Here is a 13,542-nt window from a genome sequence, read left to right as displayed (position 1 = left end):
AGAAGAGTTTCTTGTGTGGAACATGAGAAAGACACCGTCCTTTTCAGTCTTTCTTTTATTTTATTACAGGGGAATTGATATTTTAAGGGAAAAATAAAGGCTGTCGAGATTTTCTCGACAGCCTGAGCCGCTGCCTATGCAGCGGCTCTTTTTTATTATATCGCGCGGATCGGTTTGTATACCGGATACCACATCGCATCCTGCACTGCCTGTATAATGTCTTCAGGCTCTTCCGTAGCGACGCCTTCCTTCATCGCGGTTTTTGCAACTTCAACAGCAACGGTTGCCGAAACAGTGCGCAAATCTTCAACTTTTGGAAGCATCGGCGCGCCAGGCACCCCGACATTGACCATACCTGCGATTGCCCGGGCACATGCTTCAAACATGCCGTCGGTAATTAATTTTGATTTGGTAACAATCGTTCCAAGACCGAGACCAGGGAAGACAAGCGCGTTGTTTGCCTGCCCGATATGATACGTAACTCCGTTATATTCAACTGGCGGGAACGGGCTCCCTGTCGTGATCAGCGCACGGCCTTCTGTCCATTCGATTAAATCCTCCGGTTTTGCTTCAGAAAGGGTTGTCGGATTTGACATTGGCAAAATCGCCGGCCGTTTCACATGTGACGCCATTTCTTTTACAATTTCTTCAGTGAAAGCGCCGGAAACTGTAGATGTGCCGATCAGGATCGTCGGTTTCGCCTGCCGGACCACTTCAAGAAGATCAATGCCTCCACCGTCTCCGTTCCGCTGATAATCCTTCACTTCATCAGCCGAACGAGCATACGGCTTTTGGAAATCAAGAAGCTGATCCATATCATCTGTTAACAGCCCGTTTCTGTCTATGCACCAGAAGCGCTTGTATGATTCTTCTTCACTCAGTCCCTCGCGCACCAATGCTTCCCGCAGCTGTTCGGCAATTCCGATTCCTGCCGTTCCCGCTCCGAATATAACAACTCTGTGATCCCTCAGCGGAACTTTAGACGCTTTTGCACAGGATAAGACTGCGGCCAAAGAAACAGCGCCAGTTCCTTGGATATCATCATTGAAGGTACACACTTTATCTTTATAGCGTTTCAAAATGCTTCGTGCGTTTTTCGCCCCGAAATCCTCCCAATGCAGCAATGCATTCGGAAATGTTTCTCTCGCCAGCGCAACGTAGTCGTCAATAAATTGGTCATAGCGTTCTCCGCGCACTCTGGAATGCTGGTTGCCGACATAAAGCGGGTCGTTCAAGAGGCTCTCCTGATTTGTCCCCGCATCTAAAACAACAGCCAGCACTCTGCTCGGATCAATGCCCGCAGCCGCTGTATAAACCGCCAGCTTGCCAATAGAAATCGCGATTCCTCCGACGCCCCAGTCACCGATTCCTAAAATTCCTTCCGCATCAGTTGCAACAATTAAATCGATCGTATCGCTTTGATCTTTATACTGTTTAAATGCTTCTTTCATACCGTCCGGGTCATCGATTGACAGATAGAGCCCTCGTGGTTTTCTGTATTCATGGCTGTATCTCTGGATTGCCGTTCCGACTGTCGGTGTATAGACAATCGGGAGCATTTCCCCTAAATGGTCATTTAACAGGCGGTAAAACAGCGTTTCATTCCGATCGTGCAACGCCGTTAAATAGACATTTTTGCTTAAATCGTCAGGCTGTGCGGAATATTGTTCATACGCTCTTTTCGCCTGATCATCAATTGTTAATACCTTGGGCGGCAGAAAGCCTTTTAAACCAAGTTCTTTTCTTTCTTCCTCAGTAAAAGCAACACCTTTGTTCAAAAAAGGAACAGAGAGCACTTCAAGGCCTCTTAATGTTGTTTGAATGTCTCCTTCGTTTGTTACTCTGAATTGTTTCACCCTGCCTCTTCCTTTCTGAGCATAATTAGTACTAGGTTTGCATTATTAGCCGGAAAACATGCAGGGTAAACATAAAAATATGCTATTGCTTCATTCGCTTAACTGACTTTTTGATGCTTCCGTCCTCCTCCCATTGAAGCGCGCGATATTCGGCATCATGATAAAAAATAAACCAAGCGTCTTTTTCTGCTGCGAACGCCTGCCATTTCTGCTTTTGCGGGATAGAGGTCATCGGATAATCATCGTAAGCCAGCACCCATAGCGGATTGCGGTGGGCATGTGTCGGCATCAGATCTGCCATATGTACGGCAGTTTCACCCGCATCCTCGCATATCAGGACACTGTGTCCGTCGCTATGGCCTCCGGTGTGATGCATTGTAATACCCTCTGTGATCGTTAAGGTGTCTTCAAAGGTTTTGACTTGGCCAGCTACAGCCTCCCAATTTTCTTTCCAATACGTATTTTTCGACCTGATATTCGGATGGCGCATTTCGTCCCATTCAACAGCTGATGTATAAATCACTGCATTCGGAAAGACAGAGACGAGCCGTTTACCTTCATATTCCGTTAAACCGCATGCATGATCAAAATGAAGGTGTGTCATTGCGATCACATCTATATTGGCAACCGTTAATCCGAGTGCAGCTAATGAGGGTTTCACATTCGACTCTTGTGTCACGCCATAGTTTCGTTTTTGTTTATCAGTCAGCTTGCCGGACCCAATTCCGGCGTCAACGATGATATTGAGCCCATCCTTTTGAATCAAAATAGGGTCTGTCCTTAATTCAATCTGGTTTTTTTCATTGACTGGATATTTTTTAGACCAAAGCGGCTTTGGCACAACGCCGAACATGGCGCCTCCGTCCATATGCGTCACGCCTCCGTCAAGCCAGGTCAACGTGATATTACCAATTTTCATTGTTTCCATTTTCATCCCCCCTGTCATCATGGTAGCAAACGGTCCATAAAAAAAACAGACTCCTGTCAGAGTCTGTCTTTACGTTCTCCATTCAACCTCAGCCCGATAGATCGGCTGGCCGAGTGCAGAGAATTTTTCTTCATATTCTGTCATAATATTGCCTTCCAGATTGCTGTTATGCAAATCGAGACTGACGTATGTCAGCAGGAGGCCGTACTCAGAGAAGCTCTTCAAAGAGTACTCAAACAAACCTCGGTTGTCCGTTTTAAAATGAATCGCTCCGCCTTTGCCCATTACATCTTCATATTTTTTGAGGAAGTGGGAATATGTCAGGCGGCGTTTTTCATGCCGTTTCTTCGGCCAAGGATCAGAAAAGTTCAAGTAGACACGTTTCACTTCCCCCGGCTCAAACACATCCGTCAGCGTGTCCGCATCTATATTCAGAAGCTTTACATTCTGCGCTTCGCTGTCTTTTACTTTTTGGACGGCTGTCACGATGACGCTTTTAAATAACTCAATACCAATATAATTGATGTCGGGATTTTGTTTGGCCATACCAGAAATAAATTGGCCTTTTCCTGTACCAACCTCGATATGGATCGGATTGTCGTTGCCAAACACTGTGTTCCATTTCCCTTTATAATCAGCAGGATTGCTGATGGCAATATCTGCGTTTTCAGCCAAAAAGTCATCAGCCCAAGGCTTGTGGCGCATTCTCATATGATTGACACCTCTATCTATTATTTCGACTAACAACATACCATGAATTAAAAAGACCCGCAAGCTCGTTTTTCCAGTGTATCTCTCTTAAGGCCGAGCGCATAAAAAAAGAGGGTCCCGTCTGCTGGAACACTCCTTTCACATGTATAAAAACGCTCTGTTTTGAACAATTTAACCCGTATGATACTGAAGGGATGTGTACCGTTATGGGTTTACATTATGAGCATCAAGTTCATTTATTGAAGGATATATTGACTGACCATCAATTGGACTGCTGCGGAACAGTCGCAGAGTACGAGCAGCTTGAGCGTGTGATTAAATCACTGATGGCAAACACCGAGCTTGATTCAAATTTCAAAAACGTGCTTGAAGATGTTTACCGCTACAGCCAATCAGGAATATCGTCCAAATCCATCGACTCACACATACAAGAGCATCAGAACAGCCTGTCTCAATGGGTAGAGCAAATGGATTCGTATTCCTGATTAATCAACAATTCGTTTCATGAGGATATGCAGCTCTTCCATTGCATCATGAAATTCCTTATCATTGCCTTTTGCTTTATGCCAGGCAATGAAAGTAATTGTTTCAGATAACACATACCAAGCCATTCGCAACCGAAGGCTTTCTGTCAGCTCTATGCCGTACATGCTCAGCCAGCTCTCCCAAGCTGGCTTTTCGACGTAGTGGTACAGCAAAGGCCCGAGGTCCATCGCCGGATCAGCGATCATGGCGCCGTCCCAGTCAATTAAATACAGCTGGTTGTCTTCAGACAATAGCCAGTTATTATGATTGACATCACAATGGCAAACGACTTTCTCACCGAAATGCACTTCATGCAGGTGTTCTTCCAAATACTTGATCCCTTCTTGAATCAGCGGCGAAGATTGCTGCACAGCAAATACAGCCTGCTTCAGCTGAGACAAAAGAGCCCCCGGGTTCAGCGGTTCTTTTCCAAGTCTCTTCAGCATGTCCAGCAAGGCTTTTGATGTGTGTATTTTACGAAGCAATTCAGCAACGGGCCGTCCGCTCATGTCTTTAGGCTTCAGCTCTCTGCCGGTCATCCAGTGCTGGGCCGTAATGACGTCCCCATTTTCCATCCGTTTTGTCCAAACCAGCTTCGGAACAATGCCTTCGGCGGATAAAACAGCTAAAAAAGGTGAGCTATTACGTTTTAAAAAAAGCTGCTGCCCGTTATGTTTCGCATAATATGCATCTCCTGTAGCTCCTCCGGCGGGGAAGATCTCCCAATCGCTACCTAGTAATTGTCCCAACCAGTTCATATCAATGTTCAACCCATCATTTCTTAAAATATTTTAGAATTAAGGCTAATCGTTTCTAGTCTATCCAGCGAATGCCTTTTTACGAATCGTATAAAAATAAAAAAGACAGCTATTGAGAGTCTCATATGCTAATCAATAGCCGTCCTTTAAATTTTAGCGCTATAGCACAAACTTCGTCAAGCAAAACTCTTAAGATCTGATGCTAAATATAAGATAACCGTTCCGATGCCGTTTACTGCAACCGTTTTCTTGATTTCTGCCGGGTCTTCCCGAAATCCTGATGGATCACATAAAAGCCGATAAGGTATGTCGTTTGGCAGCCTCCACTCGACGGAGTCTGGACTCGAGTGATGGATAACAATGATATCTTTCCATTCGTCAACCTCGTCAAGATCATAAAGCCTGTATGCGATAAGGTGTTCTTTTAGCGTCAAGCATTCAAGATGGCGCCGGATGTCTGCAGCGGACCTGAGGCGGAATGCAGGATGCACTTTTCTCAGCGAGATCAGCCTGCGGATATAATGAACATCTTCTTTGAATGTTTCACGGCGATCCCAGTCGAGCTGGTTGATGCTGTCACTGGATTGATAGCTGTTTTCCACTCCCTGCTTCGTCCGGAAAAATTCCTGGCCGCTGTGAATAAACGGCACCCCTTGGGCAAGCAAAATAACCGCGGCTGCAAGCCTTTGCCTGCTTCGCTTTCGGCTGTCATTTTCTTGAGGAAGCGCGAAGCTCATTTTATCCCAAAAGGTGTGATTGTCGTGTGATTCGACATAATTGATGGTCTGGCTTGGTTCCGGAGCAATCGGTGCTAATGCCTTCCATCCGGAAGACCCGGCAATTCCATGCATCACAGCTTGTGCTGATTCACTGCCGCCGAGCGCAAACCCTGCTGCCATAAGGTGAAAGGTGTTCCCTTTTACAGCGTCACGAAACATATCATTAAAAAAACCGATGCCCGGCATTCTTGGCGCGTTCGCCAAAGCAGCTTTCTGTTCATGCGGCAGCGGTGTAGCCAGATCCCACCCTTCTCCAAAAAGCAGGATTCCGGGCTTTGCCTTAGTTGCTTTCTCTTTCATATAAAGCACGGTGTCAATATCTAAAATCCCGAGGAGATCAAAGCGGAAGCCGTCAACATTGTATTCTTCAAGCCAATAGACCACGCAATCCGCAATGAATTTTCTTGCCATCCTTCTTTCTGATGCAATATCATTGCCAACGCCGGTGCCGTTTGATGGCATCCCACATTCGTCGTGCCGGAAAAAATAACCGGGCACTGTCTTTTCAAAGGGGGAATTCTCCCTCTTATACACATGGTTAAAAACAACATCCAGAATGACTCGCAGACCGTGCTGATGCAGGGTATTGATCATTTGTTGCAGCTCTGTTTTTCTCGTTTGAGGATCATGAGGATTTGAGGCATAGCTTCCCTCCGGGGCAAAGAAATGAAGCGGGTTATATCCCCAATTGTATGCATCAAGCGGCTTCTCTTCATCAACTCCGGCAAAATCATTCACCGGCAGAAGCTCCACATGTGTAACACCGAGCTCTTTTATATACGCCAGTCCAGAAGAACTGCCATTTGCGGTTTGTGTATCAGTTTCCGTTAATGCTAAGTATTTTCCCTTGTTTATCATGCCGCTGTTTTCATGGATGGAGAAGTCGCGAAGATGCGTCTCATAGATGACGGCATCCACTGGGTGTGAGAATGGTTTAAGAGGAGCAGTCCATCTCATTTGATTCGGGCGCAAGACGACGCCCTTCTCTCCATTTACAGTCACAGCCTTGGCATACGGGTCAACGGTTTCCATCCATTCTGAATTGTTGCAGATGCAAAACAAATACTCATATCCGTGAAGGTCACCTGTGACCGTAACGGCATAGACGCCTTTTTCCAACCGAGTCATTTGGAATGTGCGCCCGCTTTTATTGGGGTGTGAAAGCTTGACAGCAGCTGAGGTTGCAGCAGGCGCCCATACTTTAAATACGGTATGATCCGCGGTATAAACGGCGCCCAGCTCTCCGTCATAATAAAATTCGTCATCAAACGCAGACGTCCGGATGACCGCGCCAATTTGGAGATCCGTTTTGTGGCCGCTGGATGCTCTGACGCAATGGATTTTTCCAAATGTCACAGGATGGTCGGATACGCAGACGTACTTGTATTTTGCTTCAAGGGAGTATTCCTCCCTGACAGCCAGAGGAAAAACTGTTGTTTCTGTCTCAAGCCGAAACGGCGGTGTCATGATTTCCTTTTGTTCAGCAGGAATCAGAACAGTAATGATATTCATGTCATCGACATACGCTTCGAAGCTGCGGCGGATGCTGACCATCGGAAGCTCTCTCCTTCAAACACGTTTATGTTTTGATCCTTAGGGGTGAAGGACTAGATGCCAGACGAAACGGGGTAGTGCCCATGATTTCTCCGTCAGCATGGAACGGGATTTTGTCCTTCGTGTAAAATGTAATGTCCTTCGCTTTAAACATCGTAACGCCATCCATCTTTGTATGTTTTCCAAATGCCATGAGACATAAAAGCCAATATTTTTTCAAAAACGGCTGGTTTTCAACGATTACGATATCAAATGTCTTCTCGCGCGGATTTGCTAGGGGCGCCGCCTTCATGCCTCCCCCGTAAAACGGATGGTTGGATACAACGGCAAACCAGACATCATGAAATTCGCGCGTCTCGTCTTCCGTCGTACAAGCTAACGTAAACGGCTTAAAGGTTGCCGAAGCGTGCAAATGAGAAAGCGGATACACAAGAAATCGAAGGCGGAGAAAAAGAAAAACCCGTCTCAACGGAAATTCCATCGCCTTTTTATTGACATATGCGTCAAACCCGATCCCGATGTGATTCATAAAATAAAGAATCTGTGATTTATCCTGAAGGAAATTGACGCTCCCTAAATGAAAGGTTCTTGTTAACGGGCGCTTTACCTTCTTGATTTCCTGTATCAGATCGATTTTTTTAATAGAGAACCCTCGCGAAAAATCATTATACGCGCCCGCCGGCACAAAGCTCAGCTCAATATCGTCAACATCTTTCAGCCCGTTGACAACTTCATGCATGGTTCCGTCTCCGCCAATGACGATCAGGCGCTTCAGCTTATATTCTTGTATCGTTGAAATCTGTCTGGCGAGCACCTCGGCGTGTCCCGGATGTTCAGTTAAAAATGAACGGTGCTCAACCTTTCGTTTGATCAATTCTTTTTGAATGGACTTCCAAACACGCAGGCCGTTTCGATGTCCTGCTGTCGGATTAATAATAAAAAACCAATGGCTCATCTTTCTCACCTGCTTATGTTATGAGAAAACCGCTCAAATCGTTCTCTTTTACTCCAGCCACTCCTGTCTGCGATAGGAGTCAGACATGCAGTAAGACAATAGAGCCTTTGCAGCCTTTACCTGATGATGTTTGATCGGAGCAGTGTTTTTCTTCTGCCGCTCAATCCATTCTTCCGCGCTCCGCTTATCCGCTATTTCTAAGCCGTATGGCGGCTCCGGGTAATCGATGTACGACGTTCTGCTCAGAAGCAATTTTCGAACCGGAATCTCAGCCTGTTTTTCCTTTACGATCTTTGACACAACCGAGTCCGTACGAAACAGGCTAAGCCCTGGATTTAACACTGATGCAGTCTGAGAGGCTGTTTTCTTGTCCCAAAAACGATTTTTAGACCCTATGTAGACACTGTCTTCCTCAGCCTCTAAAAAAGAAACGCAATAAATTTCCAGAGGAGAAATAATCACAATGCTTAATTCAACCGCCGCCTGCTGAATTTTCAGCACAGGCTTATACATAATAAAATAAGAATCAGGCAGCTGCTGGGTCAGATAACGCAAAATGCGGTCCTGCTTCACCTGGTTTGAGAGTTGAGATATTTCTGAAAGAGTAGAGCTTGCCCATTTGAGCTGAAAATCATATAAATGTCTTTTATAAAAAGAAGCAAGCGCCACCCTGCTCTTCGGGAGCCTTACATGAATATCTTCTTCGTCCTCAAACCATCGGTGTCTCTCTTCTTGTATATCGGCTTTTATCTCTTCTTTTCTTCTTTTCAATGAAAATTTTTTTCGTTTCTGCACCGGTTCCGGTTCTTCAGCTCTGGCTTGCCTTTCTTCATGCTGTCGCTCCGCTGCTTCTACTAGTGAAAGCCAGCGCTCTTTTTTCAGACGTACAAACTGGTTGATATAATGGTACGGATCAAGCTCATATCTTGATATATAATCATGAATTTTGATGATTTGTGCCATGTTTGTTTCTCCACTCCGCAATGAATTAAGATAATTGAAATTTGAATATTTCCTCGTATTTTGGTGATTGGTTCAAGTGTATTTGAAAGAGCGAAAATCGTTCAGCCATCATCGAAACTTCGCCGCTTTCAAACGGAACATGAGCTGGAAATCCATCTTCGCCTGTCCATTTTCTTGCCAGCGTCATATGAGGATGATACGGTCTTTTTTCCACTTGAAAGCCGGCCTGAAGTACAGCCTGCTTCGTATGTTCCCGCAGTCTATCAAGCGTTTTGTTTTTCTTTGGCTCCAGATGTAAAACGCGCGGCCTTCTGCGGTCGCCGAATACATCTATCTTGTCAAACTCAATTGAAAATGGGTCAATTTCTGAAGCAATCTCTGCTAGCGAACCTTCAAGCTTCTTTATTTGTGTCTCATCCGCCGCTCCGAGAAAAATTAACGTGATATGATAGTCAAGCGGGTGCACCCATTTTTGAAACGTCAATACCGGTTCGTTTTTCGCAGCCTGGTAGATCGGATTTGCAATTCCCTCAGGTATGGGAACGCCGATGAAATAATGAGGCCGTATATCTGGCATCCGTCTGACACTCCCTTCTTTGACAGCTATTATTTTATCAATAAAGAGGCTGTGCGGATAGAGGAACAGTGTATGAAAACACTCTCGCACAAACGTTTATTATGTTAGGATATTATATGACACTTGTTTTATTCAGAAAGGAATGACAATGTTGAAAATCGTTGCAAACACAGCTGATCTGATAGGAGATACACCGCTAGTGAGATTGAATAGGCTTCAGCCGGAAAATGCGGCACAAGTCTATTTAAAGCTTGAATTTTTCAATCCGAGCGGCAGTGTGAAAGACAGAGCCGCTTATCAAATGATCATAGAAGCTGAACAAAACGGTTTACTCAAGCCGGGATCAGTTATTATAGAGCCGACAAGCGGAAATACTGGAATCGGGCTTGCCATGAATGCGGCAGCACGCGGATATAAAGCAATCTTAGTCATGCCTGATACGATGACGAAGGAACGGATCAACCTACTTAAAGCTTACGGTGCAGAGGTTGTGTTAACTCCCGGAGAGGAAAGAATGCCGGGCAGCATCAAAAAAGCGAAGGAGCTTGCCGAACAAATTCCGAACAGCTATATTCCAATGCAGTTCGATAACACTGCTAATCCTGATGCGCACCGGAAAACAACAGCGCCTGAAATCGCCCGGGCAATAGAGGAAATCGGAAAACCGCTCGGCGCTTTTGTCGCCTCCTCTGGAACGGGCGGAACCATTACCGGAACAGGTGAGGCGCTCAAAGAGCTTTTTCCGGATATCACGGTTCATGTTGTTGAGCCAGCGGGTTCGCCTGTATTATCCGGCGGAAAACCTGGCGCGCATAAACTTGTAGGAACGAGCCCAGGCTTTATACCGCCGATTTTAAATGAAGACGTTTATGATGAAATTATCAAAATCTCTGATGAAGACGCATATACAACGACAAGACGGCTTGCTGCTGAAGAAGGAATTCTTGTCGGCCCTTCATCAGGCGCTGCCTGCTTCGCGGCAATCGAAACAGCGAAACGCCTCTCTCCTGACAAAGTTGTGGTCTGCATGACAGCTGATACAGGAGAACGGTACTTATCAACTGATTTATGGTCATTTATTTAAAAAAAGGACTGGCTTCAGTAGAAGCCGGTCCTTTTATTTTGCAAGCTCGTAAATGGCCTGAGCATATAACGCTGTCGATCTCAGCAGGTCATCAATTTCGATATATTCATCCTTTTGATGTGCGCTGTCAGGGCGTCCGGGAAACAGCGGGCCGAAGGCGACACCGGCTTTTAGCGATCTGGCATAAGTCCCACCGCCGATTGAGATTAAGTCAGCTTTTTTACCCAGCTGGCCTTCATAAACCTTTTGCAGGGTTTTGACTAGCGGATGATCTGCTGACACGTGATGCGGCTTGCTGTCTTTGAATTCTCCCAGATCAAATTCAGATGCGCTTTCGAATGCATCGCGGATCGCTTTGCTTTCTGCTGTCACAGGATAGCGGATATTGATCCCAAGCTCGCCTACTTGCCCTTCTTTATAGCGCAGTGTTCCGACATTTAATGTCAGCTCACCGCTGATTTCATCCTCACAGTCGATGTCCAGTTTCTTTCCTCTTGTATCACCTGAAAACTTATCTGTCACAACTTGCACAAACCGCTTTCCTGCATCGTCAAGCTCAGTCTGCTGGAGAAATTCGCACAATAAAATGCCGGCATTGATCCCATTGTTCGGTTCCATCGCATGGCAGGAAAGACCGTACATACGCAAAATGAGCTGTCCGTTCTCTATTGCAGCTTCCCCTTTTTGGTCCGTCGTGCGGAGCATGTCTTTAAATGAAGACAGAATCTCTTCATTTTTCGGCCCTTCAATGACAGCTTCCGCAGCATCAGGCACCATGTTCAAGCGAAGGCCTGATTGAAACGAGACAAGCACTGCCTTTGGTTCTGCTTGATTTGGACGGTGCGGAATAAGTAAAGAAGCATCGATGATCCCTTTTTCCGCATTAATGATCGGAAAATCGGCGTCAGGCGCAAAGCCCATTGTTGGCATTTCTTCATGCTTGAAATAATGCTCTACGCATCTCCAATCGCTTTCTTCATCTGTTCCGATAATCATTCTGACTCGCTTGGACAGGGGCAAATTCATGTCTTTCACGATTTTCAGCGCGTAGAATGCCGCCATTGTCGGGCCTTTGTCATCAATGGCGCCCCTTGCATAAATCCGTCCGTTGCGGATTTCCGCTGAAAATGGATCACTCGTCCACCCATCTCCCGGCGGCACGACGTCAACATGGCAAAGTACGCCGATAATGTCATCGCCCTCCCCCCATTCAATATGACCTGCGAAGCCGTCAAGATTTTTTGTTGTAAAGCCTTCTTTTTCTCCAAGCTCCAGCAATGAAGTCAGGCTGGCGTTTACCCCCTCTCCAAACGGTTTACCGGGTCCGGCGGTTGTTTCGTCCATGACACTGTTGATTCTCAAAAATTCCTGCGTATCACGAATTAAATCCTCTTTTTTTCTGATCACTTCAACTTCCCAGTTCATAATGATCCCCTTTCCGCAAGAAATGACTTGCAAAAACCAAATAAAACGAATAATATTAATGGTGTTTTGTTAAAACGTTCGTAATTGGAGGATACTATGTTTCATCTAAAAGAGCAGCAAACATCCATAAAGCAAGAAATCATAGCAGGGCTGACGACCTTTTTCACAATGGTCTATATCGTCGTGGTCAATCCGGTCATTCTGGCTAACGCCGGGGTTCCTTTCGACCAGGTGTTCACCGCAACGATTATTGCCTCCATTGTCGGAACGCTGTGGATGGCCCTGGCAGCAAATTATCCGATTGCTATTGCGCCCGGCATGGGCTTGAACGCTTATTTAGCCTTTCATGTCGTAAGCGCAAGCGATGGCGGCATCACGTACGCAACAGCTTTCAGCGCAGTATTTACAGCAGGGGTTCTCTTCATTATTCTATCGTTAACGCCTTTAAGAAAACAACTTATAGAAGCGATTCCAAACAATTTAAAATACGGGATCACAACAGGGATCGGGCTGTTTATTGCTTTTATCGGTTTGCGTCAAGCGGGAATTGTGGCAGCTGATGAGTCAAACCTGGTCACTCTCGGCAATCTGCATTCACCTGGTGTTATCTTAACGCTGGTTGGCCTTTTGATCAGTGTGGTCCTGATGGTGCTGAATGTAAGCGGCGCTTTATTTATCGGAATGGCAGCTACCGCTTTGATCGCCTTTTTCACCGGCCAGCTCCATTTTCCAAAGGGATTTATGTCGCTTCCTCATTTGCCGGAAGGATTGATGATCTCAAATCCATTTACCGCTTTTGGCGATGTCATTCATCACGGCCTGTACGCTGTCGTCTTTTCTTTTCTATTAGTCACCATTTTTGATACGACAGGCACGATGATCGGAGTTGCCGAGCAAGCCGGGCTGATGAAAAACAACAAGCTGCCTAACGTGCGAAAAGCGCTGCTTGCTGATTCAACCGCGACGACAGTAGGAGCTGTTTTCGGCACAAGTCCGACGACCGCATTTATCGAATCTTCCGCCGGTGTCGCAGCCGGGGGAAGAACGGGGCTTACGGCTTTGACTGTCGCGGTGATGTTTGCGGCTTCAATGTTTTTCAGTCCGCTTGTCAGCGCCTTGTCCGGTATAGCCGCCATCACCTCGCCTGCTTTGATTATCGTCGGCAGCTTGATGATGGGCTCGGTTTCCAATATGAACTGGAAAGAGATGGACGAGGCATTTCCAGCGTTTCTCGTCATTCTGGCCATGCCTTTGACATCCAGCATTTCTACAGGAATTGCGCTTGGCTTTATTTCATATCCGATCGTAAAAGCGGCGCGGGGAAAATGGAGAGAGATTCATCCGCTCGTCATCGTTTTCGCCATTCTGTTTTTCATCCAGCTGTTTATTTTATAACATAGACCAAAAAACCCAAACGTCGTCGTTTG

Annotated in this window: 12 protein-coding genes; 3 read left to right on the top strand and 9 right to left on the bottom strand. The window is 46.0% G+C overall.

What is annotated here, in order from left to right; genetic code table 11:
• Positions 1–155: 155 nt before the first annotated feature.
• The 3 genes from WA279_RS18305 to trmB form a co-directional block, all read right to left on the bottom strand.
• Positions 156–1,856, bottom strand: coding sequence for an NAD-dependent malic enzyme (locus WA279_RS18305; RefSeq protein WP_003229258.1), 1,701 nt, complete (start codon positions 1,854–1,856; stop codon positions 156–158).
• Between the two features lie 82 nt (positions 1,857–1,938).
• A complete protein-coding gene (locus WA279_RS18300) occupies positions 1,939–2,784 on the bottom strand; it encodes a YtnP family quorum-quenching lactonase (RefSeq protein ID WP_336156227.1) in 846 nt (281 codons plus the stop codon).
• A gap of 69 nt (positions 2,785–2,853) precedes the next feature.
• On the bottom strand, positions 2,854–3,495 hold the full coding sequence (trmB, locus tag WA279_RS18295) for a tRNA (guanosine(46)-N7)-methyltransferase TrmB (protein WP_014477684.1): 642 nt from the start codon (positions 3,493–3,495) through the stop codon (positions 2,854–2,856).
• 206 nt (positions 3,496–3,701) lie between these two features.
• Here trmB and WA279_RS18290 point away from each other — a divergent pair, with 206 nt between their 5' ends.
• Entirely contained in the window at positions 3,702–3,980 is a 279-nt protein-coding gene (locus WA279_RS18290; protein ID WP_003237926.1) for a YtzH-like family protein, read from the top strand.
• Here WA279_RS18290 and WA279_RS18285 read toward each other — a convergent pair whose 3' ends face one another.
• The 5 genes from WA279_RS18285 to thpR all read right to left on the bottom strand — a co-directional run bounded on the left by WA279_RS18285 (position 3,981) and on the right by thpR (position 9,606).
• Positions 3,981–4,778, bottom strand: coding sequence for a phosphotransferase family protein (locus WA279_RS18285; RefSeq protein WP_009967993.1), 798 nt, complete (start codon positions 4,776–4,778; stop codon positions 3,981–3,983).
• A 176-nt stretch (positions 4,779–4,954) separates the two neighbouring features.
• Positions 4,955–7,111 carry a type I pullulanase gene (pulA, locus tag WA279_RS18280; protein WP_336156226.1) on the bottom strand — a complete coding sequence of 719 codons (2,157 nt, stop codon included), beginning with the start codon at positions 7,109–7,111 and terminating at the stop codon, positions 4,955–4,957.
• Positions 7,112–7,136: 25 nt separating this feature from the next.
• Complete coding sequence (locus WA279_RS18275) at positions 7,137–8,066, bottom strand: diacylglycerol kinase family lipid kinase (RefSeq protein ID WP_003229243.1); 930 nt, start codon at positions 8,064–8,066, stop codon at positions 7,137–7,139.
• 48 nt (positions 8,067–8,114) lie between these two features.
• Positions 8,115–9,029 (bottom strand): hypothetical protein, encoded by a 915-nt coding sequence (locus WA279_RS18270; protein ID WP_335451110.1) that lies wholly within the window; start codon positions 9,027–9,029, stop codon positions 8,115–8,117.
• A 25-nt stretch (positions 9,030–9,054) separates the two neighbouring features.
• Positions 9,055–9,606, bottom strand: coding sequence for an RNA 2',3'-cyclic phosphodiesterase (gene thpR / locus WA279_RS18265; RefSeq protein WP_017695483.1), 552 nt, complete (start codon positions 9,604–9,606; stop codon positions 9,055–9,057).
• A 148-nt stretch (positions 9,607–9,754) separates the two neighbouring features.
• Between thpR and cysK the strand changes: the two genes are divergently transcribed.
• Entirely contained in the window at positions 9,755–10,690 is a 936-nt protein-coding gene (cysK, locus tag WA279_RS18260) for a cysteine synthase A (protein WP_003229237.1), read from the top strand.
• A gap of 33 nt (positions 10,691–10,723) precedes the next feature.
• Here cysK and pepV read toward each other — a convergent pair whose 3' ends face one another.
• Positions 10,724–12,115 (bottom strand): dipeptidase PepV, encoded by a 1,392-nt coding sequence (gene pepV / locus WA279_RS18255; RefSeq protein ID WP_336156225.1) that lies wholly within the window; start codon positions 12,113–12,115, stop codon positions 10,724–10,726.
• 96 nt (positions 12,116–12,211) lie between these two features.
• Between pepV and pbuO the strand changes: the two genes are divergently transcribed.
• Positions 12,212–13,510 carry a hypoxanthine/guanine permease PbuO gene (pbuO, locus tag WA279_RS18250; protein ID WP_014480583.1) on the top strand — a complete coding sequence of 433 codons (1,299 nt, stop codon included), beginning with the start codon at positions 12,212–12,214 and terminating at the stop codon, positions 13,508–13,510.
• Positions 13,511–13,542 lie beyond the last annotated feature (32 nt).

The organism is Bacillus sp. 204(2023) (genome assembly GCF_037027505.1).
GTDB lineage: Bacteria > Bacillota > Bacilli > Bacillales > Bacillaceae > Bacillus > Bacillus subtilis.
The sequence above is the reverse complement of the archived record's forward strand: the minus strand, read 5'-3'. Positions and strand labels throughout refer to the sequence as shown.

Coding starts and splice junctions, on each gene's coding strand:
- WA279_RS18300 (WP_336156227.1), bottom strand. CDS start 2,784: ATGGAAACAATGAAAATTGGTAATATCACGTTGACCTGGCTTGACGGA.
- trmB (WP_014477684.1), bottom strand. CDS start 3,495: ATGAGAATGCGCCACAAGCCTTGGGCTGATGACTTTTTGGCTGAAAAC.
- WA279_RS18290 (WP_003237926.1), top strand. CDS start 3,702: ATGGGTTTACATTATGAGCATCAAGTTCATTTATTGAAGGATATATTG.
- WA279_RS18285 (WP_009967993.1), bottom strand. CDS start 4,778: ATGAACTGGTTGGGACAATTACTAGGTAGCGATTGGGAGATCTTCCCC.
- pulA (WP_336156226.1), bottom strand. CDS start 7,111: ATGGTCAGCATCCGCCGCAGCTTCGAAGCGTATGTCGATGACATGAAT.
- WA279_RS18275 (WP_003229243.1), bottom strand. CDS start 8,066: ATGAGCCATTGGTTTTTTATTATTAATCCGACAGCAGGACATCGAAAC.
- WA279_RS18270 (WP_335451110.1), bottom strand. CDS start 9,029: ATGGCACAAATCATCAAAATTCATGATTATATATCAAGATATGAGCTT.
- thpR (WP_017695483.1), bottom strand. CDS start 9,606: ATGCCAGATATACGGCCTCATTATTTCATCGGCGTTCCCATACCTGAG.
- cysK (WP_003229237.1), top strand. CDS start 9,755: ATGTTGAAAATCGTTGCAAACACAGCTGATCTGATAGGAGATACACCG.
- pepV (WP_336156225.1), bottom strand. CDS start 12,115: ATGAACTGGGAAGTTGAAGTGATCAGAAAAAAAGAGGATTTAATTCGT.
- pbuO (WP_014480583.1), top strand. CDS start 12,212: ATGTTTCATCTAAAAGAGCAGCAAACATCCATAAAGCAAGAAATCATA.